Source organism: Pseudoalteromonas sp. Angola-30 (assembly GCF_028599215.1).
Lineage (GTDB): Bacteria > Pseudomonadota > Gammaproteobacteria > Enterobacterales > Alteromonadaceae > Pseudoalteromonas > Pseudoalteromonas atlantica.
Genome location: NZ_JAQREI010000018.1, coordinates 45398 through 69650, shown reverse-complemented (window position 1 = coordinate 69650; position 24253 = coordinate 45398). Strand labels below are relative to the sequence as shown.

Sequence of the window (24253 nt, the reverse complement as noted above, 5' to 3'; positions counted from 1 at the left end):
TTTATAAATTAACGAGCTAGCATCAGCTCAAGACGTGATCCTACGCGCTCTGCAATATCTGCAAGTTCGCCAACCCATTCAATTATTTTGTATAAAAACATAACATCAATTGGGTTTAGCTCGCTTTCTACATCGCGTAGTTGGCGGCGTACTTTAATTTGCATTTCATCCGTGTCTTGTTCTATGGCATCCAATTCTACGAGCATTTTTTCTACTAAAGTCACCTCGCGACCTTTAAAGCCCGTTTCTAACAATTCTTCTAACTCATTAATTGCTTTTGATGCTTGTTTAGTCGCATCAACACAACGTGTTAGATAAGCTAAAAAGTCTGCTTGCATAGCACTAGGAATTGTCATTTCACGGCCAATTACGCGCCCTGCAATGTCTTTAGCCTTATTTGCTATTTTATCTTGTTGAGTTACGAGTTCGAGCAGATCTGTACGCTCTACCGGCATGAATAAACCACGCGGTAATTGTAAGCGTATATCTCTTTTCATATCATCAGCTTCACGCTCTAAATTACGAATAGTTAAGCGAAGCTCTTCTGCTTGCTGCCACTCTTCTTTAAATACGTGATTAAAAAAAGGTATCAAGGCTTTACTTGCTTGATGAACCTTCTTGATGTGTTCTTCCATTGGTTTGATAGGAGATTTTGCAAATACTCCTAAAAACGCGTTTGTAGGCATAACTGACCCTTTAATCAAATTGATATGCTTTGCAGCATGAATTTTACAGTATTAGCCGCGATTGTGAACGCTTTTTATTATTTCATCATGGCTAACAATGCATAAAGCGGCACTAAGCCGCTTTAATAAAAAAGAATGATAGATAAAAACCTACAACGATTTTTCTATATCTTCTTGAGATGTATGACGAATATCTTTGCCGTTTACAAAATAAATAATGTATTCCGCAATATTTTGGCAACGGTCGCCAATACGCTCTAATGAACGTACAGACCACACTAAATCCATAATTTTAGGAATTGAGCGTGGATCTTCCATCATGTAAGTCATAATTTGACGTGTGATTGCTTCATATTCACGGTCAACTTTTGCATCTTCTTTATGTACTTCAAAGGCGCGTTGTACATCCATGCGCGCAAACGCATCAAGTACATCGTGTAGCATTTTTAAAACTTGGCGACCCATGTTTTCAATATTCACTAATAAATCTTGCTGATCTTTAGTAAATGAATCAAGTGCAACTTTAGCAATGCGCTCTGCTTCATCGCCAATGCGTTCTAAATCGGCAATCGTTTTTGCAATGGCTATTACTAAGCGTAAATCGCTCGCTGCAGGCTGACGACGAGCAATGATGCGCGTACATTCATCATCAATGCTAACTTCCATCGCATTTACTTTGTAATCGTTCTGGCGTACTTTTTGTGCCAGTTCAGCATCATTACGACTTACTGCATCTAATGCACTGCTTAGCTGCTGCTCAACTAGGCCACCCATGTTAAGTACATGGTTACGAACATTTTCTAGCTCTTGGTTAAAGCGCCCAGAAATATGCTTATTTATATTATGTTCCATAATTACCTTCTCTTAAATTCGTTTACAACACTAAAACGTATACGACTAGCCGTAACGGCCTGTAATGTAGTCTTCCGTTTTCTTTTTGCTTGGCGTTGTAAATAAGGTATTTGTGTCTGAGTATTCAATCAACTCGCCCATGTACATAAAGGCCGTTTGATCAGATACACGCGCTGCTTGTTGCATGTTATGTGTCACAATAACAACGGTAAATTTGTTCTTTAAATCGTTAATTAGCTCTTCAATAACCAAAGTAGAAATTGGATCAAGTGCCGATGTTGGTTCATCAAGTAATAGTACTTCAGGTTCAATCGCAATTGAGCGGGCAATAACTAAACGCTGTTGCTGACCACCCGATAGACCAAATGCACTATCGTGTAATCTGTCTTTTACTTCATCCCATAAAGCCGCACCGCGAAGTGATTGTTCTACCACTTCATCTAGCTTACGCTTTTCTTTAATACCTTGTAAGCGTAGGCCATAAACCACATTTTCATAAATTGATTTAGGAAATGGGTTAGGACGCTGAAACACCATACCCACGTTACGACGAAGCGCGGCTACATCTACAGTTTTATCGTAAATGTTTTGGCCGTGAAGTAATATTTCACCTTCAATACGACACACATCAACTAAATCGTTCATGCGGTTAATACAACGCAATAGCGTTGATTTACCACAACCAGACGGGCCGATAAACGCCGTAACTTGGCCTTTCGGGATATTCATATTTACTTTGCTAAGCGCTTGCTTTTCACCATAGTAAAGATCAAGTTCCTTAATCTCTAACGCTTTTTGGTCATCAGTTAAGTTTTCTAAGTCTAACTTCAAGCTTTTGTTAGCTTGGTTTACTTGTGGAGCGACTGTAATCATGTTTGTTACCTATAATTCTTTACTAATTAGTGTTCAAGCGATCTGAATTTTTCACGTAAATGGTTACGTATGCCTATCGCTGTTATGTTGAGGGTAATAATCACCGACACTAATAAGAAGGCCGTTGCGTATACCAGCGGGCGTGCCGCTTCAACATTCGGGCTTTGAAAGCCCACATCATAAATATGAAAGCCTAAGTGCATGAACTTTCTATCTAAGTGAAAATAAGGGAAGTTGCCATCAAGTGGTAACGTAGGGGCCATTTTTACCACACCTACGAGCATTAACGGCGCAACTTCACCGGCCGCTCGAGCAACAGCAAGTATTAAACCTGTCATAATTGCTGGGCTTGCCATAGGAATAATAATACGCCATAAGGTTTCAACTTTGGTTGCACCAAGCGCTAATGAACCATCACGCACTGTACTTGGAATACGCGATAAACCTTCCTCGGTTGATACAATAACAACCGGTAATGTAAGAATAGCTAATGTAAGCGCAGACCACATAACACCCGGCGTGCCAAATACTGGCGTAGGCGCAGCTTCTGGGTAAAACAGTTGGTCAAGGCTACCACCTAACATGTAAACAAAAAAGCCTAAGCCAAATACACCGTAAACAATAGACGGTACACCGGCAAGGTTAATTACCGCAATACGAATCATCTTAGTTACTGCATTTTTAGCTGCGTATTCATGTAAGTAAATTGCAGCTACAACACCAAATGGGGTCACAATAACGGCCATCAGCATAACCATAAATACTGTACCAAATATAGCAGGGAATACGCCGCCCTCGGTGTTTGCTTCACGTGGGTCGTCTGATACAAACTTACCCAGTTGTACAAAGTAATGACCTAACTTTGAGAAAAAGCCCATGTCGTTAGGCAACCAAACATCAAGCACTTGATACAGTGGAATGGTGACTACTTCACCACGCATGTCCTTAACTAAAACTTGGTCACGCTTGGCTTTTTTACGCAGTGCAAATAACTCTTTTTCAAGTACTGCATATTCGTTACGTAACTCGGCACGTGCTTGAGCAAGCTCAGCAACACGCTCATCGGTTAGTTCATCATCAAGTAGATACGCTTTTTCTTGTAAGCGAAGACGCTCTAATTCGTAGTTGATGTGACCAATGTCGCCATTTTGTAAATCAAGCGCTTCGTCGTTTAAATCAACCGCACGCTCTACTAGCTCATGTAAGGTTTCGATTTTATCGCCAGTAACCGGCTTTCCATCTTTAATTACACCTTCTATGTAGCCATAAAAGTTACCGTTTTTACTGCGCTCAAATACAGCAAGCGTAGCCGGTGTACTTTGCTCAGTAATATCGGTTTCTAATATCCAACGAAAATCTAAATCTACATATTCGCGGTTACCTGTTTTTATAAGTAAACGCTCAACCTCGTCTTTATTAAAATCTGATACATCAATACCTGTTGCAGCTAAACGCGCTGTAGGCACAAGTTCTCGGTCGTAAACTTCACCAATGATGGTTTGTTTTGAAATAGACCCTTCTAGCTCAAATTGAACTACCTCTGATGGCCAGAAAAAGCTTAATCCCTTCCAAGCTATCATTGCTAATAAACCGAGAACTGAAATTAAGCTGATGCTTACCGCACCACCTGTCATCCAAATCCAAGGAGAACCAGACTTAAACCACTGCTTTACCATGTCGTGTCTCTCCACTTACATTGAACTGTATTTTTCACGCAGTTGCTGACGAACAAACTCAGCCACTGTGTTGAAAATAAAGGTGAATATGAATAGTACAAATGCTGCTAAGAATAATATTCTATAGTGCGAGCTGCCTACTTCTGACTCAGGCATTTCTACCGCAATGTTTGCTGCAAGCGTACGCATACCTTGGAAAATACTCCAATCCATAATTGGCGTATTACCTGTTGCCATTAATACAATCATGGTTTCGCCTACTGCACGGCCAAGTCCCATCATCACGGCAGAGAAAATACCTGGGCTTGCTGTAAGTAGTACAACACGTACTAGCGTTTGCCACTGCGTAGCACCAAGTGCTAGTGAGCCATTTGATAAATGTTTAGGAACACTAAATACGGCATCTTCTGCAATCGAGAATATAGTAGGAATAACGGCAAAGCCCATCGCAATCCCCACCACTAATGAATTACGTTGGTCAAACGTCATACCCAGCTCGTTAGTTAGGTACTGACGTACATTGCCATCAAACATCCAAAGCTCTACTGTTTCGCTCATTGCAAACGATACCCAGCCTATAAATAATACAACCGGAATAAGTAAAATAGAGTGCGACCCTTCAGGGATTTTATGGCGAATACTCGCTGGTAACTTAGTCCAACCTAGTGCTGTTGCTAGCACACCTAACGGTAATAAAATCAGTAAGCCGACAATAGCAGGTAGGTGCTCTTCTATAAGTGGCGCTAACCACAGGCCTGCTAAAAAGCCTAATATTACGGTCGGGAGGGCTTCCATAATTTCTACCGTTGGCTTTACCACTTTACGCAGCTCGCTCGACATAAAGTAAGCGGTGTAAATAGCGGCAGAAAGCGCAATAGGTACTGCAAATAGCATGGCGTAAAGCGCTGCTTTTAACGTACCAAACGAAATAGGAACCAAAGAAAATTTAGACTCAAAGTCATCACTTGCCGATGTAGATTGCCAAATATAACCAGGCTCAGGGTAACCTTCGTACCACACTTCTTGCCAAAGTGCAGACCAGGTAACCTCTGGGTGCTCATTATGAATTTCTAATACGGTTAGTTGGTTATCGGCTAAAATAAGGGCTGCATTTGAGCGCGGAGCTATAGCAAAGTTTTTAATCTCGCCATCACTTACTTTACCTTGCCAAAGTTTTGCCTCACTAGTGGTGTAATACACACCTAACTCACCGTTACTGCTTGTAGTGAAGAAAGTTCGACGATAAAACTCGGTAAAAATGTTCAGCTTGCTTTGTTTAGTTGTTTCAAACGAGCGAATTTTCTGATACTCACGGCCGCTGTCTGTATTGACTTCAAACCACTGCGATACTTCACCGTTATCGTTTGCAAGCATGAGTGAGTTAGCACCAGCAAGTAGCTGCGCAGACACTAAGTTAGCACTTTCTTCGTTAGCCGAAAGCAGCTGAATTTGCTCTACTTCGCTTGGGTAGCGTGTATCGTAAACATAAATTTGATTTGCCGAACGTACAAATGTGCGGGTGGTGTCTGGCGAAATTAAAAGCTCATCAACACGGCCTTCAATATTAAGCTCAGTGCGCTCAACTACCCATTCTACTTCACCGGTAAACATGTTTTCTTCAGCAACAAAGCTGCTAAATAAAACGCGTTTGTCTTCGGTTAAAGCAACCACGGCTGTTTTATCTTCGTAATGACTAAATGCAAAACGCTTAATGGCAGCACCTTGCTCGTCAACTTCTAATGCCATTTTGCCAAGTGGGTAATCTAAACGTGGCGTTAGCTTTCTTTCGTTGTTAGGAAAAGTAACTAAAAACTTAGGTGCTACCAGCACCACTGAGCCATTTTCTAAACCAAACGCATAATGCCCCTGAAACGGCGCACTGTTTGCAAAGCTTGATGCATCACTAGGTAGCTCGGCGCTTAATGTTTTAAGCTTTTTACCAAAGCTGCCATCTTGCACACTATAAAAATCTACCTCTCCTTGCTGAGAGAGTAAAAAAGCAACCTCAGTTTGCTCCTCAACACCTAAGCCCACAATTTGTTCAGCATTAGCAACGTTAAAACTGTTACGTTTTTCTACTTTTGCTGATTCAAAAATTGGTTGTACTACATAAAGAAGGTAAAAGAATATTAATAACAATGCTATTAATACCATTACTCCGCCTGCGGAAATACCCCACTTTGCAAACCGGTCTTTAAATAGACGGCTTCGATCCGTATTTAAAGTCGGCTTATTCGGATTGGAAGTCATCAAAACACCCTTTAATTCTGTCGTTGCACAAATTATATTTCATCAAGATGACAGTAATGTTACAGATGTAATAAATACCCGCCTAAATGCTTTAAAATCAGTCCTTTTTTCTAATAACAGCGCTTGCTAAATTGTTACTCACTGATATGCCACAACATAAATCGATACAAAAAAGGGGAAATATTTAATATAAACGCCCTAAATTAGTGCCTATTTAGCTATTTAATAACGCGTTTTACTGCCCTGCTGGAGATGACTAAATTTATGCTTTTATGGCGCATTAGTTGTTAACACTTTTATGGTTAAATAAAGTACATAGCGCTCAAAGCATTAAAAAAATAAATGTTATGGTTCATAAATGACACTTGTTATCAAAAATGCTATAAAATTGTTAATAAATTCAGAGTGTATTTATGTTCTTGAAGGAACTAATTTGTGCTTTTATTGGACAAACAATTTAACGCAGACAATACTAAATCTATGTATAACGAAACCAGACCGCAGCGCTAAAGTTAAAAAACTCAACGATAAAGACACAAATAAGTAATAATAAACAATTAGTTTTTTATGGGTTTATATTACCCACTACAATGATAGAAACGTTATAAACACTTAATGCCTACGCATTTACATTTTCAGGCTTAGAGAGAGCTATTTATGAAGCAGTTGGTGATCACCATTTTAGGGCAAGACCGGCCCGGATTAGTAGAAAGTATTTCATCGGTTATCTTGCAAAATAAGGGTAACTGGCTGAGCAGTAATTTAAGCCACTTACTAGGCCACTTTGCCGGTATTATTCAGGTAGAAGTAGCGCAAGAGCACTTTGAAGCATTGCAAAACGCATTAAATGCCTTACCTAAACTCGACGTACGGATAGAAACTGGCAACACAGAAGTAGAGCCAAGTAGCAAAGAGCAAATAAATTTTGTCATTACTGGCAATGACCGCCCGGGCATTGTTCAGGAGCTGGCAAGTGTAATACGCCACAAAGGCGCTAGCATTACTCACTTAAACTCAAGGCAACAAAGTGCGCCAAATTGGGGAGTGCCTATTTTTAGTGCCGTAGCGACTGTAACCTTACCCAGTGGTATGAATAAAGAAGAAGTTATTGATGCACTTGAATCGATTACCAGTGATTTAATTGTAGATATTGAAGAGGCATAGCCCAAACGCCGTTGACATAAAAATGACATGGTAGTCATTTTTATGTCATCTAACTGGCGTATGTTTAAGTTAAAAAGGGCTGATTATTACTACTTTTATCGCTTTTTACATTGTTAACCTCATAAGCGCAGACACAGCCCCAAATTAAATTTGAAACATATCCTGATAACGGAATAGATATGAATGCCCATATAGAGCCCCCTCAAACAACTGAATATTTTGCAAAAGAATTAAGCTGGCTGTCATTCAACGAGCGTGTACTACAAGAGGCTAAAGATAAAAATAACCCGATTATTGAGCGCATGCGCTTTTTGGGCATTTTCTCTAATAATTTAGATGAATTTTTTAGAGTACGGGTTGCTGATGTAAAGCGCCGAATTTTATTAAATAAACTCCCCGATGCTAATTTTGAAGAAGACGAAATACTGCTTAGTGAGATACAAAAAAAAGTACTCCAGTTAGGTAAAAAATTTAACCACATACATCAGCAGGTATTAACAGACTTAAACCACCATAACATTCATGTTAGTCGCCCCGATGAGCTCAGTGAGTTTCATTTAAACTGGTTAAAAAATTACTTTCATGATCACGTTTTGCAACATACCTCTCCTATTTTGCTAAACGAGAACAAAGACTTCTCTACCTATATAAACGACACCATGACCTACTTATTTGTAGAAATGAGTGATGAAAAAAGTTATTACGCAATGCTTGAGGTACCCACCGACAGGGTTGATCGCTTTATAAACCTGCCTCCAGAAAAAACCCGCCGTCATAAAACTATTGTAATGCTTGATGATGTCATCACTTACTTTTTAAACGATGTATTTAGTAGCTTTTTTTCTTATAAAAGCATTGCCGGTTATGCAATAAAATTAACTCGCGATGCAGAGTACAACCTAGACGACGAGCTAGAGGCTGGCTTACTTGATAAAATGTCCAAAGGGTTAAAACAACGTATTTATGCTGAGCCAGTAAGGTTGGTTTACGATCAAGCCATGCCTGAAAACATGCTAAAAGTGATGAAAAAGCGCCTCGGTGTCACGCATCATGATGCGTTAATTCCTGGGGGGCGTTATCGTAATTTTAGAGACTTTATATCGTTTCCTAATGTAGGGCGCCAATATTTAGAAAACAAACCCCTCCCAGCATTGCAAAGTAGTGCGTTTAATAAACATGCCAGTGTATTTGACGCTATAAGCGAGCAAGATATTTTACTGTATTACCCCTATCATACTTTTAATCATGTGCTTGAATATGTGCGCCAAGCGGCCTTCGACCCTAAGGTTACGCAAATAAAGGTTAATATTTATCGTGTAGCGAGCAAATCGAGGCTGATTTCATCGTTAATCAATGCCGCTCAAAACGGTAAATTAGTAACCGTTATGGTTGAGCTAAAAGCACGTTTTGACGAGCAAAATAATATTGAATGGGCAAAGGTGCTAAGCAGTGCAGGTATTAAAGTAATTTTTGGTATACCCGCACTAAAAGTGCACAGTAAATTATGTGTGGTACACCGTAAAGAAAAAGGCCAAATAGTAAAATATGCTCATATTGGCACAGGCAATTTCCATGAAAAAACAGCCAAAATTTACACTGACTTTAGCCTATTTACTCGCCACACTGGTATTTGTGAAGAAAGCGACAGCGTATTTAGATTTATAGAAAGCAGTTATAAACCGTTCAAATTTGACTACTTAATGCTTGCACCAATTAATGCCCGTGAAACGCTGCTTGATTTAATCAATAACGAAATTGACCATGTTAAAAACAACAAACCAGGCAAAATAACGGTAAAAATAAATAACCTCGTCGATAAAGAGCTGGTAGACAGGCTTTACCTAGCTGGACAAATCGGCGTTAAAATTAGAATTATTGTACGTGGCATGTGCTCGCTCATCCCTGGGGTGCCTAAACTTAGCGATAATATTAAGGTAATTAGTATTGTTGATCGCTTTTTAGAGCATCCTCGCGTAATGGTATTTGGTAACAATGGCGATGAAAAAGTATTTATATCTTCTGCTGATTGGATGACACGTAACCTAGATCATCGTGTTGAAGTAGGTGTTCCTATTTTGGATGTTAAGTTAAAACGCCTTATAGTTGATATATTAGAGCTACAATTTAAAGACCGTACCAAAGCACGCATTATTGATAGCGAGCAAAAAAACGCTTATGTAAGAAGGGGTAACCGTAAAAAAATTCGCTCGCAGATAGCAATTTACGATTATCTAAAAAAATGGGAACACACTTATTATAATGAATGATCACCCTTCAATAGCCGCAGTTGATTTAGGCTCCAACAGCTTTCATTTAGTGGTTGCCCGAGAAGTAAACGGCACTTTGCAAATTTTGCACAAAGAAAAACAACGCGTTTATTTAGCCGATGGACTAGATGATAAATTTCGCTTAAGCCAAGCTGCAATAGACCGCGCCCTCGTGGTACTAAAGCAATTTGCTAAAACCTTACATGAGTTCCCCGCAAGTAATGTAAAGGTAGCTGCCACTTACACTTTTAGGCGCGCTAAAAATATTAACGCCTTTTTAGCCCAAGCTAGCGCTGTATTTCCTTTTCATATTGATGTAATTGCAGGTCAAGAAGAAGCGCGCCTTATTTATCAGGGCGTTGCGCATTATGTTCATAATGAAGAAAACCGTTTAGTGATCGATATTGGCGGTGGCAGTACCGAACTTATAATAGGTAAACATTTTAAGCATAAGCTTTTATCTAGCCGTAATATGGGCTGCGTTAGCTTTACAAAGCAGTTTTTTAGCGATGGAAAAATAACGGCCAAACGCTTTAACAAAGCGCAAATAAGAGCCGAGCAAGAGCTTGAAGCCATTTTTTCTAATTATGTAAGCGAAAATTGGCAATCAGTAATTGGCACCTCGGGCACTATAAAGTCAATTTTAGCAATGATAAGCGCCACAAACCCGCAACAACCTAACATTACTTACGACGATTTACTCGCGTTAAAACAACAGTTTATTAGTGCTAAACATATTGATAACTTAGCTATTGCAGGGCTTACACCCGAGCGCCAACAAAGCATATGCGGTGGCTTAGCAATTTTAATTGCGATATTTACAGGGTTTGCCATTAAAGAGCTGACCTACAGCGATTTTTCTTTGCGCGAAGGGTTGCTGCACGAAATGCAGCAAAAGCTGGCCCATAAAGATATTCGCTCAAACACCATTAATAACTTAAGTGAGCGCTACACTGCTGATAAAGCGCATGCAGCGCGTGTTGCCGATACGGCTATTTGGCTCTATAAACAGTTAAAAAATGTATGGCATTTAGATAATAACGACGATATTGCTTTGTTAACTTGGGCAGCAAAATTACACGAAATTGGTTTATCAATTAACTCATCGGGGATTAACAAACACAGCGCTTATATAGTGGCGAATAGTCAATTACCCGGTTTTACGCAGCAAGAGCAACTTATTTTAAGCTCACTTATACGCTTTTATCGTAAAAAAATTAAACTGACTGAGCTGCCAGAGTTTTTAACTATTTCTCAAAAGCACGTGCTTAAACTGATTGTTATTTTACGCTTGGCCATTTTATTTAATCAAAAGCGCCAAGTGAGCTTAAAGCCGGATATGGAAATAAGCGCAAGCAACTTAGGCTTGTTTATTAAGTTTAGTAACAGCTATTTGCAAGAGCATACATTGCTACAAGCAGACCTAGAGCAAGAGCAGCTCTATCTTAAAAAAGCAGGGATTCAGTTTGAGTGCGTTTAATTTTATAAGGCTATTAAAAGCCCGTGACATTGTTTGTTCTAAAGTAATGTAATTGCGACACGTGCTTTTTAAAGTGAGCTTGCTGCTTTACTTACGCCCCATGTAAAGCACACATAATAAAGCGCCCTTGGGGTAAACCCAAGGGCGTTTGAAGCTTTACCGATAAAGATAACAACCGAGTTATTTTATCAGGTTTACATATCCATATGGCGGTTTGAGCTTTGCATCATTTGCTTAACGCCTTGCTTTTCAAGCTCTAAAATTTGCTCGAGCTTTTCTTTACCGTTTTCTGTCTCAGCGCGCTCTAATAAGTACTCGTAAAGTTCGATTACTTTTTTGTGCTGCTCAGAGAGATAGTTTTGAATCACCTTTTCATCAAATTCTTGGTCTTTGCTAATATCGTTAAACGTAATTAACTCGGGGTTGTCTGCAAAGTATTCGTAGCTGTAAGTATCTAAGGTGTTGATCTCTGTAATTGCTTTAAAGCCAACTAAGTCTTCAGCTAACTTTTTTTCATAATCTAAATAATAGTCCACTAGCATCGCGTTACGTTCATCAAGTAACTCCTTAACGCTGTAAAAATTTGCCGCCATTTGTGTGTGAAATAAAACGGTCCAATCGTACACTTCTTTAATTGTTTTAACTTGCATGTGCATTCCTTACTAAGTTGACTGTATAAGGTATAGGTTGCGTAAACCGTGCCAACATAAACTCAATTAAAAACAATGCATTAAAAATAAAAAAACAGGAGCTAGGCGGGTTATTTGGTACAAGTTACAAAATACGGGTAATTTTTATAGGGCAATAAAACAGGTATTGCCCACAGTGTGCTATTAGAGCCTGCTGAAATAGGGGCTGCTATCAAGCGCACGAGGGTACAAACCGTACACCGCAATTTAACCGCCCCTACATTCAGCAAGTTTTAACTCACAAAGAACAACACCTATTGACTAATATGCTGCTTTTTCCAGAGTAAATACACCGCAGGTATAACCAATAACGTAAGTATAATTGCGCTTAGCATCCCACCTACCATCGGCGCAGCTATTCTGCTCATCACTTCGCTACCGGTGCCGGTGCCGTATAAAACGGGTAATAAGCCAGCAATAATGGTAGCTACCGTCATCATTACGGGGCGCACTCTTAGCCCTGCACCTTGCATAATAGCGTGTTGTAACGCTTGTAAGTTAAATGCTGTTCCAGTTTGCTCGCACTGCTGGCGCTGCTCTGTATAAGCTTGGTTTAAATATACAAGCATTATGACGCCTATCTCTACGGCAACACCGGCCAATGCAATAAACCCTACACCCACTGCCACCGAAAAGTTAAACGCTTCAAAGTACATCAGCCAAATGCCGCCCAGCATAGCCAAAGGAAGGGTGGCAATAATAATAAGTACTTCGCTTAGGCATTTAAAATTAAGGTATAGCAGTATTACAATAATCGCGAGTGTAAGCGGGATCACATAACTAAGCTTTGCTTTTGCGCGTTGCATGTATTCGTACTGCCCTGCCCAAGTAATTGAATAACCAGCGGGTAATTGTAGGTTATCGCTAAGTACTTGCTGAGCTTGTGCTACATAGCTGCCAATATCACTGCCTTTAATATCAATTAAGCTCCACCCATTTAAACGCGCGTTTTCGCTTTTAATGCCGGTAGGGCCATCTTCAATAAATACTTTAGCAACATCACCAAGTGCAATATGTTGGCCTGACGGTGTAATAATAGGTAATAATTTTAAATCTTCAGGCGAAGCACGAAAGCTCTGCGGGTAGCGTAAATTTACCGGGTAACGCTGTTGCCCTTCGATTGTTTCAGTCACGTTTGAGCCGCCAATTGCTGTGGCTACAACCTGTTGTACGTCGGCTATATTTAGATTATACCGTGCTGCTTTTTCGCGGTTTATATCCACTTTAATATAACGCCCTGTGGCTACACGCTCTGAATACACTGAGGCTGTGCCGGGCACATCTTTTAACAATTGCTCAATTTGCTGCCCAATGCTTTGAATTTCTAACAGGCTTGGGCCCGCAATTTTAATACCCACAGGCGTTTTAATACCGGTGGCAAGCATATCAATTCGCGTTTTTATTGGCATAACCCACGCATTTGTAAGGCCCGGTAATGCAACTAAGCTTTCCAGCTCTGCTTTAATTTTCTGCTTCGTCATGCCCTCTCGCCACTGTGATTTTGGCTTAAATTGAATAAAGGTTTCAATCATTGTCAGCGGTGCGGGGTCGGTTGCAGTATCGGCGCGCCCTATTTTACCAAATACAGTTTTTACTTCAGGCACAGAGGCTATGAGCTTGTCTGTTTGCTGTAAAATTTTTCGTGCTTCACCAATAGAGAGCCCTGGGTAAGTTGTTGGCATATACATTAAGTCGCCTTCATCTAGCAAAGGAATAAACTCACTGCCTATTTTATTTACCGGATAAAAGCCTATAACCGTCACTATAAATGCAATAAATAACGTACTTTTTGGAAATTTAAGTACGGTAGCTAACAGCGGTTTATACCCTGCAACCAAGGCTCTATTAACAGGGTTTTTATGCTCAGCAATGACCTTACCCCGAATAAAGTAGCCCATTAGCACCGGTACTAACGTTATAGCTAAACCGGCAGAGGCTGCCATTGCATACGTTTTGGTATAAGCAAGCGGGGCAAACATGCGCCCTTCTTGCGCCTCTAAAATAAATACAGGCATAAAACTTACAGTAATAATGAGCAAGCTAAAAAATAACGCAGGGCCTACCTCGGTGGCCGATTTAGTCACTATTTGCCAGCGGTTTTGCTTGGTCAGTGGCGTTTTTTCCATGTGTTTATGCATGTTTTCGATCATTACGATAGCACCATCTGTCATAGCGCCAATAGCAATAGCAATCCCGCCTAACGACATAATATTAGCGTTTACACCTTGCCAATACATCACAATAAAAGCCATTAATATACCCATAGGCAAGGTAATAATAGCCACCAGCGATGAGCGCACATGAAATAAAAATACCACGCACACTAAGGCTACAATAATGAGCTCTTCAAACAATTTACTACTTAGGTTATCAACCGCGCTTTTTATTAACGTGGAGCGGTCGTAAACCGGAATTATTTCAACCCCTTCGGGTAACCCTTGTTTTAAAGACTCAAGTTTTGCTTTTACCCGAGAAATCGTTTCTTGGGCGTTTTCGCCATAACGCATCACCACAATGCCACCCGCAACCTCGCCTTCGCCATTTAGCTCTGCAATGCCTCGTCGCATTTGAGGACCTAAGCGCACATCCGCTACATCTCGTAATTGTAATGCACTTCCTTGGGCGTTAATTCCTAATGGAATGGCTTCTAAGTCGGCGACACTTTTAATATAACCTGTGCTGGTTACCATGTATTCGGCTTCAGCCATTTCGATTACTGAGGCGCCAGTTTCTTGATTACCTTGGCTAATTGCAGTTTGTATCAAACTAAGAGGAAGGCCATAAGCACGTAACTTAACGGGGTCTACAACCACTTGGTATTGCTTTATCATGCCACCTACAGCGGCTACCTCAGATACACCTTCAACGCTTTGCAGTTCAAATTTTAAAAACCAATCTTGCAAGCTACGAAGTTGGCTAATATTGAGCTGATTTGTTTTATCGACTAACGCATATAAATAAACCCACCCCACTCCTGTGGCATCGGGCCCAAGTTGTGCCTTTGCACTTGCCGGCAAGCGGCTTTCTACCTGACTTAAATACTCTTGTACGCGGCTTCGGGCCCAGTAAATATCGGTATTTTCATCAAAAATAATATACACATACGAGTCGCCAAAAAACGAAAAACCGCGCACCGTTTTAGCGCCGGGCACAGACAGCATTGCCGTGGTGAGCGGGAAGGTAACTTGGTCTTGCACTACTTGGGGTGCTTGGCCTGGGTAGCTGGTTTTAACAATTACCTGTACGTCCGATAAATCCGGAAGCGCATCAACGGGTGTCTGTTTAACACTGTAAATACCCGCGCCAAATACAATAATACTCAGTAACAATACGAGAACACGATTAACGACCGACCAGCGAATAACAGCAGCTATCATAATGACTCCCCATGCATTGAATGATGAACTGCGCCTTCGTCAGTAGGGTGCTCAGCAATTTTGCTTATTACAAATTCGCCCTCAATAATGCTAAACGTAAAATGAACCTGCTGTTCAGGGGAAAGCGCACTAATATCAAGCTCTTTAGCAAGTATAAAGTCCATAGTAGCAGGGCCTCTGTTCCATTTAGCGATAGCCTCTCTGCTAATATTAATAACCCGCTGCGCTGCGTTTATATTATTTATGGTTCCCATTACTGTAGCTGTTTGAACCGCTTCAGCCTTGTCCATTTCCATGTTAGACATGTCGCTCATGGCGTTAGTGCTTGGCGCGCTCATACGCTTAAAGTCCGAGTCTTTACTCGATTCAGAGTCTATTAAAAACTGCGCAGCAGTCACAACATGGTCTTCTTTGGTAATGCCCGATAGAATAGCCACCTCATGTTGGCTAATTTGCCCTACTTTTACCGCCACCGATTTAAAACGCCCATCGCCTAGAGCAAGTACTACTCGGTTTTGTGCGCCTGTACGAATAAGCGCTTGCTTAGGTATAACTAATTGCGGTGAGTCACTGTGTGTGTGAATACTTACTTGGGCAAACATATTAGGTTTAAGTAGCCCTGCGGTATTTTCAAAACGCAGCCTTACACGTAGAGTACGGTTTTGAGCATTCAGCGCTGGATAAATGTAATCTACTACGCCCTGCCACTGCTTACCTTGAATGTAATCAAGGGTCATTGTAACGGAGAGCCCTTTGCTCACTAAAGCTGCTTGGCGCTCAAATACTTCTGCCTCTACCCATACTTGATCTAGTTTAGCGATGCTCATCATTGAGGTGCCAGGCTTAACATAAAAACCTTCACGTATATTAAGCTCATCAAGCACTCCACTTTGACGCGCGTAAAATGTAATGTTTTGCATCACTTTTTTATTTTTTTCTAAGCGCTCAATAAAGCCATCAGACACATTTAGCGACTCTAAACGGGCTTTAGCAGCCCGGATCAATACGCTGTTTTTTCTATTTACTGCGAGTAAAAATTCTTCTTGTGCGTTCACAAGCTGAGGAGAGTAAAGCGTGTAAAGTGGCTCACCAGCACTAACGGGCTCTCCTTGCGCTTTTACAAATAAAGTTTCTATCCACCCTTCTACGCGAGGGTGAATATGGGTTAACTGATCTTGATTGTATTGCACATAACCGATTGTTTGAATATCACTTTGTAGTGTTTTCAGTTGCACTTTACTGGTTTTAACGCCTAAGTTATTAACCACTTCAGGTGATATTTTTATAGTACCTGGGCTGTCGTTTTCAGCGTTTGCATATACAGGCACAAGCTCCATCCCCATTGGAGATAGCCCTGGCTCATCGCGCCTATAATTACTGTCCATGGGAGCAACCCAATACAGCGGCTTCGCTTTTTTATTATCAGCGGTTGTGGCTAAGTGCTCAGTGTCATCAATCAACCAACGATTAGCAATAAACATTATCGTGGCACCAATAAGCAGCGCTACAAGGTATTTTAAGTTAGTTTTCATTGTTTTATCCTTGCAACTCAGCCATTACTAGCGAGTCTAAACTGGCTGCGTAATAATTTAAGCGAGCAATAATTATGTGTTTGTCTATTTGAATATTAAGGGCATCTATTTTGGCGTTTAGCTCACTAATACGCGCGCGCATAACATCAGAAAAGTCGCCATCGTCACGGGTATACGCGTTTAAAGTAGCCTGAGCTTGTTGCGACATTTGCGGTAATAATGTGTTTTGATAAAGCGTATTGCGCTGCTCAATTCGCTCAAGCTGACTAACCTCTTTAAAGTACTGTCCTTTTAGGCTTTGTAGCGCCACGCGTTTGTCGGTTTTAATGGCCTCTGCATTAGCAATAGCCGCATTAACTTGCTGATCTTGCCTGTTATCGGTAAATAAAGGTAAGTCAATACTCACCCCCACCGAAAGCAAATCAGCACGCGACTCACCAGCTTGGTTATCAGCGCGGTAGCCATAACCCATATTTACGCCAAGTTGTGGCTTATAACTTTGTTTAGCAAGGCTCACTTGTGTGCGTTTAGCGGCTATACGTTGATCTATAGCCACTATAGAGGGATGCGCCATAAGTAACTTAATGAGCTCATCAAAGTCTAAGCTATTAAATTGGGTAAGCGGGGCTGGCGCTGTAAAAGTTAGGCTTAATGGTTGGCGTAATATGCTCTGTGGTAACCACTGGGCTAACCCTTGTTTAGCGGCATCTAGCTGCTGCGCTAATACAATCAGTTTATCTTCAAGGCGTGTGAGCTCCAATTGAGAGCGAATAATATCTTGCTGACGGGTTTTACCTAAACTACTGGAGTAACTGGCTTCGGTAACTTCAATTAACTGGCTAAACAATGCTTTATCTTGTTCAATTAACGCAATACTTTGCTGCGCTCTGTAGGCATTTAACCACAGCTCCATTACCCTAGCTTTTACTTGCGCCTTTCGCTGGGCCCTAAGCCACGGCTGCTCAAGTGCTTCTTCTTTTATTGCTTGTTGGCTAAGAGCCAAGCTATTACCACGGCTAAAGCTTTGGCTTATACCCAGCTTTAACTGCGTCATGTTTTCTTGATCAAACGCAAAGCCATCTACGGGTACGCTTTGCAAACCTATGCTTAATACGGGATCTGGTAGTGTTCCTGCAGCAATACTTTGCGCTGTGGCGGCGGCTTGCTTTTGCTCACTGGCGCTCAGCCACGGCTCGTTATTGAGCGCTAGGTTTATGGCATCCGTTAAATTAAGGGTTGATGCTTTTGCTATAGCATCACTATTAAATACAGCACCAAATAAGGTGGCGCTCAGTAATAAAGCTTTAAAAATTACAGTGCGGGTCATTGCCTGCTCCATCTAAAATTAAAAATAAAATCTTAAATTAACAAGCAGAACAGGCGCTTTTAGCGAATATAGCTAAATTTCACTCATACCAATGGTGTTGAGTTATTAGTTATTTATAGCGACAGTTAAATAGAGTGATAACAAGGCATAAACATCGACATGTAGTTGCTCTACACGAGAGGTTTATAACGCTGTTAACGCTTTATTTGGCACGCTAAATGACTAAATAATCAAGTCGATTGGTATCACACCTATCCTGCGTTTAAGCAAACATAGGAGGGCGATATAAGGTATTACTAGGTGGGGAGGAAATACCGCTATTAAGCTGGGTAACTTTTTCACTCGATAACGAAAAAGCAGTAAATAAGGCCGGGGACGTTAAAATAGAGCTGCTTCCACAGCCATTTATTGGGCAATGACAATCATTTTGAACATCTGCTTCATCACTGCAGCAATCCATTTCCATCATACCTGTATGCAATTTACTCTCGCTCATTACATGTGTGGCATGCTTTGCTGATAGGCTCATATGTGGCATTTCGCACTGCTGATTTACAGACGCAACGGCTTGCCCCACAAACGTGAGTAGCATCACAACAACGAGTAAATTTGAGTAAAAACGCTGCAAAACAAAACCTATTAAGTAAATTACCCAGTAATAATATTTGAGTTATTAAGCTAACTCAAATAATTAATTTTCTTTTTTAGGCGGTTTAATTAAGCTACTCGCTAAAATAGCAAAAATACAATAAGCACTAAAATACCAAAATCCCTCACCAAAAGAGCTATGCATAATTAGTAAATCGCTACTTTGCCCATGTGCATTGCCTGCCAAATAAGTCACTATTAACGCAATAACAAACACATCCACCATGCTCCACTTGCTCAGTGCGCAAATAACCACACCTAACTTATTTTTAAATCTGCTGGGCGACAAGCAGCAATACAGTAATTGCAGCAGTAATTTTAAGCTTGGGATCACAATAGAGAACAACCCAACTAACGCCGCTACCAATAAATTATTATTATTAGCTAGCTCGTTTACGGTTCCCCAAATACTTTGTGTTTTGCTATACGCGTTTATTTCACCCTCTAATTTATCAAGTCCTAACATGCTAGAGAACATCATTAACATACTACGGGTACGGCCATCGCCTTCCTCAGCCAGCATTTCTATGCCTGCTTTGGCGAGTTGCGATTTATCAATGTTCCCCTCAATCGATAATACAGGTTTGGTAACACCAGGAAATAACAGCCCTAATGCAACCACAATACTTAAAATAGATAACCAATTACGCATATTTATTCTGCAATAGCCTCAATAATTTCGTCACTATACAACAGTGCATCAAGAACATAATTAAAAATATGACCTATATGCAAATCACTGTTTATTGCCGGCATTAACACCGCTATTTTATCCATTTCATCTAGTTCAAACGCCCTAATAAGCGCAAGGCTTTGCCCTAAAATGCCCTCATTGTTTAATAATGCCTGGGCAATACTTTCATCTAGCGAAAACTCTTTAACAATTGCTTCAAGGTTTGTATCTAAAATTGCATCCATCACAGAAAACAACCCAACCAAGTAGCCCTGACCAACCAGTTCTGCGTGGTTTTGCCCTAGCAATAGCGCAATAAACTGCGCTCTGGTTAAGGCAAGTTTTGTGAGTTCTGAGGGTTTATCGGCGCCTAATTCGCTCAGCGCCAGCACGCGTACCAGTTGCCTTATGCTGTCCTCTCCTAAATACACAACCGCTTGCGAAATAGAAGTAATTGTTAATTTAGTACTGCCCGAGCGGGCATTCGCTAATTTCAATACTCGCGCTGTAATTGCCACGTCTCTGGCTACTTGTTTTTGTATTTCATCAAAGCATAAAGATTCTTTTGCCGTAAAGCGCAGTAAATCAAACACAATCAACTTACCCGGCTCCACATCTTTGTAAGTGATCATCTCTGGGCGGGCAAAAAAGTAACCCTGAAATAAATCGCAACCGGCTTGTTTTAACGAGTGAAATTGCGCATGAGTTTCTATGCGCTCAACAATAATTTTTGCATGCGGATTAGCGCGTTTAATTTTTTTTATGCGCATATTAGTTTTAATTATTACATCGTCCATTTCAATTTTGATGTAATCTACATGCGCAAGTAATGGCGCCCATTTATCGTCGCCATCGTAATCATCTAAGGCAAACTTGTATCCCTCTTGCTTGAGCGCTTTCACGCGCTGAGTTACCTCAGCTATTTTGTTCGTACGCTCAACGATTTCTAACACACAATTTTGTGGTACTAACAATTTAGGAAAGTTTTCTAAAATAGTGGCTGAAGAAAGGTTAATAAACGCTAAATGATGCGCTGTAAGTTTGTCTGGCCCTAGCATCATCAGTGTATTAAAAAACAAACGGCTAGTTGCTTGCTCATCAGATGTTCCCACAGGAAATGCATTATGGGCTGAATCACGATAAAGCAGCTCATAAGCAAACACATTCTGCTGCGCATCAAAAATAGGTTGCCTTGCAACAAACTGTGTTAGCTTTTGTCCGTTCTGAAAAATATTTGTGGGATTCACTTAATAAAAACCTATCTAATTTGGCGCTGTTTATTACAATGAGGTTATACACTGTAATTCAACTGCTATGAAGATTCTAGGATCATTGCAAGCGGAGTTAAATTACATAACGCTCAAGGTTAAAAGCTTAGCAAAGGTTACGTATTTGTATTTTTTAAAGTTGTTTTTATCCTTATTTATTTTGCATCTTGCTACGTTTGCTCATGCCCAGCAAAACCAGCCAGAACTAAATTACAATGTCAGTGCGTCAGGTAGTCACTACCCTTTTTACACCGGCAACCCAGAAAAACCCGGCATTTTGCCAGAAATAATCACCGCTTTAATGGCGCAAGCAAATATTACCGCCAATCACTTTGAGCTTCCCACTAAGCGAATTACCAAATATTTAGAAAACGGCTTTATTGATTTTGATGTAATTTCTTTAAAATGGTTAGCGCAAAGCGAGCGAGATAATCCTTACTATATTTTTTCAGAGCCGCTGATCCCCGCAACCGAAATGATTGTCGCGCTGCCTGATAACGTCGCGCAGTATCAAACTAAGCAAAGTTTATACTCTAAAGAGGTCGGTACAGTACTTGGCTACTACTACCATGATGATGCAAAATTTAACCGCGTCGATTTTCCCTCTGAAAAAGAGCTAATGATTGCATTATCTAAAGCGCGTATTGACGTTGCTATTATGGGTATTCATACCGCAGCGTATTGGTCTAAACAATTAAATATTAATACTGAGTTTGGCGCCCAGCATTCGCATGGTTATTTAAGAGTGCGTTTACTTGCTAAACACAAAGCGTTACTGCCTAAAATTAACCAAGCACTTGCGCACTTACATAGCAGTGGTTACATAAAACGCATAGAAGATAAATACATTAACCCAATACCCGCACAAAATTTAAGGGATTAGTATCGCCGCCCACCTTTGCTAGGGTATAATACGGCCAAATGTAAACCTCTTCCTATATAAGAACGCCTTATGAGTATTGAAAAAGCCTTAATCGAGCGCAGTAATAACCAGTGTGAATTATGCAGCGCAACCGAACACTTATCTGTTTACGAAGTGCCTCCTGTTACCGAAACCCATTCAGACAAATGCATTTACACCTGCCAAACCTGTAAAGATCAAATAGAAAACAACAGCGAGCTTACCCCAACACATTGGCACTGTTTAAACGACAGCATGTGGAGCCAAACACCTGCCGTACAAGTAGTGGCTTACAGAATGCTAACGCGCTTAGCTGTTGATAATGGCTGGGCACAAGATGCGCTAGATATGATTTACCTAGAAGAAGACACCCTTACTTGGGCGAAAAAAGCCCTTGCTGAAGATGACGATATAAAACACGTAGACAGTAACGGCGTAGTGCTACAAGCTGGCGATACGGTTACTTTAATTAAAGACTTAGACGTTAAAGGTAGTAGCTTGACCGCCAAACGCGGCACAGCAGTACGCAATATAGGCTTAACAAATAACCCTGAACATATTGAAGGGCGAGTAGACGGCCAACGTATTGTTATTTTAACAAAGTTTGTAAAAAAATAGCGTTAAAGCATTATATTAAGGCGCATTAGCGCCTTTTTTTGTGCCTTACAAAATTAAGCCATGATTAAGCTCCCCCCCCCTACACTTACCAGCAATATAGGAATAAGGAGCGCAAGCATGGCAAAGCAGCAATTTAGGTTTCAAAAACGCACATTTACTGGCTTAGGTTTATTAGCCCTAAGTGCACTCACATTAGCGGGCTGTGAAAAACCAGCTAACGAATCACAATCCACAGTACAAGAAAAAAGCGTTATGGGTTTAACCACGCAAGTGAGCTATAAAGATCGCAGTATGCCACGCCCTGGCTCACAACTAATTGTAACGCTATCTGATGTGTCAAAAGCAGATGTAAAAGCCGAAATAATTACGCAACAAGTAATTGATATAAATAAAGCACCGCCGTATACCGTGGAGCTAGCTTATGATGACAACAACATTGTTGATAAACACCGCTATAACCTCACCGCTAGAATCATTAATAAAGACAAGGTTCTTTATACCAGCACAATGCAATACGACCCTTTTAAAAATGCAAACTCGGGGATTCTTCACGAAATTGAGCTTGAAAAAGTCGCCTCACCTAAAAGCGATGTTACCCTTGCAAATACATACTGGAAAGCCGTTACAATTAACGCGCAAACAGTCAGTGTAAGAACAAAAGAGCCATTTATACAATTTGATAAAGATAACCGCGTTAACGGCTTTCTAGGGTGTAATAACGTCAGCGGTAGCTATAGCACAGAGCAACATTCAATTTCGTTTAGCCAATTGGCAAGTACAAAAAAAATGTGCTCACAAAGCATGGAGCAAGAAGCGGCTATGTTAAATATGCTCAATAACACGCAAAAGTGGGCTATAGAAGGCGAGTCTTTAGAATTAAAAGATAGCAGTGGCAACACACTTGCCACCTTTAATGCGGTTTATTTTAATTAAGTAAAAGCCCAGTTGGGCTTTTACTTTACATAATGGCAGGCAGTTATTCGTCGACTAACTGCTCGCTTCTATAAAATCCGCTAGGCTCACTTAAAAGTTCAACTAACTCAGGTAATATGCTGTCCATAGTTTGTTTTAATTTCCACGGTGGGTTAATAACAATCATGCCTGATGCCGTCATACCGTGTACGTCAGTATCCGCTTGCGTGCCTAACTCAAATAATTGAATATTACGCATTCCCGACTCAATCAGCCCTTGCTCCATTGTATTGATTCGCTCTCTATCAACAACGGGATACCAAATCATATATGTGCCGGTAGCAAAGCGCTGGTGCGCCTTAACTAGTGTGCTTACTACAGTATCGTAATCGTCTTTTATCTCATAAGGTGGGTCAATAAGCACACATGCACGGCGTGAAGCTGGCGGAAGTAACCCTATTAATCCGGCAAAACCGTTTTCGCCACGTACGCGAATAGAGCGCTTACCTTGCATGTTTTGCTCAAGTAACTGCAAATCGCGCGGGTGTAATTCAAAAAACCAGCCTTTGTCTTGACGACGTAAGTAATGCTCAGCAATTTTTGGCGAACCGGGGTAAAACGCCAGTTCATCCCCATCATTAAACGATTTAATTAATGCAATATAATCGTTTAGCGCCTCGTGCTCACTGCTATGTTGCCAAAGCTTAGCAATGCCCTCTTTGTATTCTTGTGTTTTTTGGGCATCAGATGAACTTAACTCAAAAAATCCCGCACCAGAGTGGGTATCAATATAATCAAGAGGTTTATCTTTAATGGTTTGATATTGAAGTACCTGTGCAAGTACTAAATGTTTAAGCACATCGGCAGGGTTACCTGCATGAAAAGAGTGTCTGTAACTAAGCATTGTTAATTTTCGCTATACGCAATTTAATATCGGCAGTGAACCATAAGCTCTGTATTTTGGCAACCTATACACCGCTTTGCGAGCAGTTAAGTGAACCATTTATGAACAAAAAAGCCGCCACCCTGAATTATCACTTAATAAACAATAAAATTGTGC

At 40.7% G+C, this 24253-nt stretch carries 19 protein-coding genes; 6 read left to right on the top strand and 13 right to left on the bottom strand.

Annotation, left to right across the window (positions count from 1 at the left end):
• Nucleotides 1-8 precede the first annotated feature (8 nt).
• The 5 genes from PSH54_RS17580 to PSH54_RS17560 all read right to left on the bottom strand — a co-directional run bounded on the left by PSH54_RS17580 (nucleotide 9) and on the right by PSH54_RS17560 (nucleotide 6337).
• Nucleotides 9-686 (bottom strand): TIGR00153 family protein, encoded by a 678-nt coding sequence (locus PSH54_RS17580; protein WP_004587620.1) that lies wholly within the window; start codon nucleotides 684-686, stop codon nucleotides 9-11.
• Between the two features lie 150 nt (nucleotides 687-836).
• Nucleotides 837-1538 (bottom strand): phosphate signaling complex protein PhoU, encoded by a 702-nt coding sequence (gene phoU / locus PSH54_RS17575; RefSeq protein ID WP_004587621.1) that lies wholly within the window; start codon nucleotides 1536-1538, stop codon nucleotides 837-839.
• Between the two features lie 45 nt (nucleotides 1539-1583).
• Nucleotides 1584-2411: a phosphate ABC transporter ATP-binding protein PstB gene (gene pstB, locus PSH54_RS17570; RefSeq protein WP_273606717.1), complete on the bottom strand. Its 828-nt coding sequence runs from the start codon at nucleotides 2409-2411 to the stop codon at nucleotides 1584-1586.
• Between the two features lie 26 nt (nucleotides 2412-2437).
• Complete coding sequence (gene pstA, locus PSH54_RS17565) at nucleotides 2438-4087, bottom strand: phosphate ABC transporter permease PstA (RefSeq protein ID WP_004587623.1); 1650 nt, start codon at nucleotides 4085-4087, stop codon at nucleotides 2438-2440.
• Nucleotides 4088-4102: 15 nt separating this feature from the next.
• Nucleotides 4103-6337 carry an ABC transporter permease subunit gene (locus tag PSH54_RS17560; protein ID WP_273606716.1) on the bottom strand — a complete coding sequence of 745 codons (2235 nt, stop codon included), beginning with the start codon at nucleotides 6335-6337 and terminating at the stop codon, nucleotides 4103-4105.
• 657 nt (nucleotides 6338-6994) lie between these two features.
• On the opposite strand from PSH54_RS17560, the gene PSH54_RS17555 reads away from it, so the two are divergent.
• The 3 genes from PSH54_RS17555 to PSH54_RS17545 all read left to right on the top strand — a co-directional run bounded on the left by PSH54_RS17555 (nucleotide 6995) and on the right by PSH54_RS17545 (nucleotide 11248).
• Nucleotides 6995-7501, top strand: a complete 507-nt coding sequence (locus tag PSH54_RS17555; protein ID WP_024031441.1) for a glycine cleavage system protein R — start codon at nucleotides 6995-6997, stop codon at nucleotides 7499-7501.
• Between the two features lie 179 nt (nucleotides 7502-7680).
• Nucleotides 7681-9768, top strand: coding sequence for a polyphosphate kinase 1 (gene ppk1, locus PSH54_RS17550; protein WP_273606715.1), 2088 nt, complete (start codon nucleotides 7681-7683; stop codon nucleotides 9766-9768).
• A complete protein-coding gene (locus PSH54_RS17545; protein ID WP_273606714.1) occupies nucleotides 9761-11248 on the top strand; it encodes a Ppx/GppA phosphatase family protein in 1488 nt (495 codons plus the stop codon). The genes ppk1 and PSH54_RS17545 overlap by 8 nt, the downstream gene beginning before the upstream one ends.
• Before the next feature lie 194 nt (nucleotides 11249-11442).
• On the opposite strand, the gene PSH54_RS17540 is transcribed toward PSH54_RS17545, so the two are convergent.
• From PSH54_RS17540 to PSH54_RS17510, 7 genes are all read right to left on the bottom strand, one after another.
• Nucleotides 11443-11898 (bottom strand): hypothetical protein, encoded by a 456-nt coding sequence (locus tag PSH54_RS17540; RefSeq protein WP_004587628.1) that lies wholly within the window; start codon nucleotides 11896-11898, stop codon nucleotides 11443-11445.
• A 293-nt stretch (nucleotides 11899-12191) separates the two neighbouring features.
• On the bottom strand, nucleotides 12192-15314 hold the full coding sequence (locus tag PSH54_RS17535) for an efflux RND transporter permease subunit (protein WP_273606713.1): 3123 nt from the start codon (nucleotides 15312-15314) through the stop codon (nucleotides 12192-12194).
• On the bottom strand, nucleotides 15311-16846 hold the full coding sequence (locus PSH54_RS17530) for an efflux RND transporter periplasmic adaptor subunit (RefSeq protein ID WP_273606712.1): 1536 nt from the start codon (nucleotides 16844-16846) through the stop codon (nucleotides 15311-15313). The genes PSH54_RS17535 and PSH54_RS17530 overlap by 4 nt, the downstream gene beginning before the upstream one ends.
• 4 nt (nucleotides 16847-16850) lie before the next feature.
• A complete protein-coding gene (locus tag PSH54_RS17525) occupies nucleotides 16851-18173 on the bottom strand; it encodes a TolC family protein (RefSeq protein ID WP_273606711.1) in 1323 nt (440 codons plus the stop codon).
• Nucleotides 18174-18435: 262 nt separating this feature from the next.
• Nucleotides 18436-18801 (bottom strand): hypothetical protein, encoded by a 366-nt coding sequence (locus PSH54_RS17520; protein ID WP_024031447.1) that lies wholly within the window; start codon nucleotides 18799-18801, stop codon nucleotides 18436-18438.
• Nucleotides 18802-18864: 63 nt separating this feature from the next.
• The gene (locus PSH54_RS17515) at nucleotides 18865-19473 is read right to left on the bottom strand and encodes a paraquat-inducible protein A (RefSeq protein WP_273606710.1); all 609 of its coding nucleotides are present in this window, start codon (nucleotides 19471-19473) and stop codon (nucleotides 18865-18867) included.
• Between the two features lie 2 nt (nucleotides 19474-19475).
• Nucleotides 19476-20741, bottom strand: a complete 1266-nt coding sequence (locus tag PSH54_RS17510) for an EAL and HDOD domain-containing protein (protein WP_273606709.1) — start codon at nucleotides 20739-20741, stop codon at nucleotides 19476-19478.
• A gap of 145 nt (nucleotides 20742-20886) precedes the next feature.
• Between PSH54_RS17510 and PSH54_RS17505 the strand changes: the two genes are divergently transcribed.
• From PSH54_RS17505 to PSH54_RS17495, 3 genes are all read left to right on the top strand, one after another.
• Nucleotides 20887-21645, top strand: coding sequence for a substrate-binding periplasmic protein (locus PSH54_RS17505; RefSeq protein WP_273606708.1), 759 nt, complete (start codon nucleotides 20887-20889; stop codon nucleotides 21643-21645).
• 69 nt (nucleotides 21646-21714) lie between these two features.
• On the top strand, nucleotides 21715-22281 hold the full coding sequence (locus PSH54_RS17500; RefSeq protein WP_055252603.1) for a PhnA domain-containing protein: 567 nt from the start codon (nucleotides 21715-21717) through the stop codon (nucleotides 22279-22281).
• A gap of 117 nt (nucleotides 22282-22398) precedes the next feature.
• The gene (locus tag PSH54_RS17495) at nucleotides 22399-23214 is read left to right on the top strand and encodes an META domain-containing protein (protein ID WP_138579535.1); all 816 of its coding nucleotides are present in this window, start codon (nucleotides 22399-22401) and stop codon (nucleotides 23212-23214) included.
• 43 nt (nucleotides 23215-23257) lie between these two features.
• On the opposite strand, the gene PSH54_RS17490 is transcribed toward PSH54_RS17495, so the two are convergent.
• The gene (locus PSH54_RS17490) at nucleotides 23258-24097 is read right to left on the bottom strand and encodes a 23S rRNA (adenine(2030)-N(6))-methyltransferase RlmJ (protein WP_029772041.1); all 840 of its coding nucleotides are present in this window, start codon (nucleotides 24095-24097) and stop codon (nucleotides 23258-23260) included.
• Between the last annotated feature and the right edge of the window lie 156 nt (nucleotides 24098-24253).

What these genes read in the sequence shown, in the direction of transcription:
- PSH54_RS17515 (WP_273606710.1), bottom strand. Translation starts at nt 19,473, where the DNA reads ATGCGTAATTGGTTATCTATTTTAAGTATTGTGGTTGCATTAGGGCTG.
- PSH54_RS17555 (WP_024031441.1), top strand. Translation starts at nt 6,995, where the DNA reads ATGAAGCAGTTGGTGATCACCATTTTAGGGCAAGACCGGCCCGGATTA.
- pstA (WP_004587623.1), bottom strand. Translation starts at nt 4,087, where the DNA reads ATGGTAAAGCAGTGGTTTAAGTCTGGTTCTCCTTGGATTTGGATGACA.
- PSH54_RS17580 (WP_004587620.1), bottom strand. Translation starts at nt 686, where the DNA reads ATGCCTACAAACGCGTTTTTAGGAGTATTTGCAAAATCTCCTATCAAA.
- PSH54_RS17560 (WP_273606716.1), bottom strand. Translation starts at nt 6,337, where the DNA reads ATGACTTCCAATCCGAATAAGCCGACTTTAAATACGGATCGAAGCCGT.
- phoU (WP_004587621.1), bottom strand. Translation starts at nt 1,538, where the DNA reads ATGGAACATAATATAAATAAGCATATTTCTGGGCGCTTTAACCAAGAG.
- PSH54_RS17495 (WP_138579535.1), top strand. Translation starts at nt 22,399, where the DNA reads ATGGCAAAGCAGCAATTTAGGTTTCAAAAACGCACATTTACTGGCTTA.
- PSH54_RS17545 (WP_273606714.1), top strand. Translation starts at nt 9,761, where the DNA reads ATGAATGATCACCCTTCAATAGCCGCAGTTGATTTAGGCTCCAACAGC.
- PSH54_RS17535 (WP_273606713.1), bottom strand. Translation starts at nt 15,314, where the DNA reads ATGATAGCTGCTGTTATTCGCTGGTCGGTCGTTAATCGTGTTCTCGTA.
- PSH54_RS17500 (WP_055252603.1), top strand. Translation starts at nt 21,715, where the DNA reads ATGAGTATTGAAAAAGCCTTAATCGAGCGCAGTAATAACCAGTGTGAA.
- PSH54_RS17490 (WP_029772041.1), bottom strand. Translation starts at nt 24,097, where the DNA reads ATGCTTAGTTACAGACACTCTTTTCATGCAGGTAACCCTGCCGATGTG.
- PSH54_RS17525 (WP_273606711.1), bottom strand. Translation starts at nt 18,173, where the DNA reads ATGACCCGCACTGTAATTTTTAAAGCTTTATTACTGAGCGCCACCTTA.
- PSH54_RS17530 (WP_273606712.1), bottom strand. Translation starts at nt 16,846, where the DNA reads ATGAAAACTAACTTAAAATACCTTGTAGCGCTGCTTATTGGTGCCACG.
- ppk1 (WP_273606715.1), top strand. Translation starts at nt 7,681, where the DNA reads ATGAATGCCCATATAGAGCCCCCTCAAACAACTGAATATTTTGCAAAA.
- PSH54_RS17540 (WP_004587628.1), bottom strand. Translation starts at nt 11,898, where the DNA reads ATGCAAGTTAAAACAATTAAAGAAGTGTACGATTGGACCGTTTTATTT.
- pstB (WP_273606717.1), bottom strand. Translation starts at nt 2,411, where the DNA reads ATGATTACAGTCGCTCCACAAGTAAACCAAGCTAACAAAAGCTTGAAG.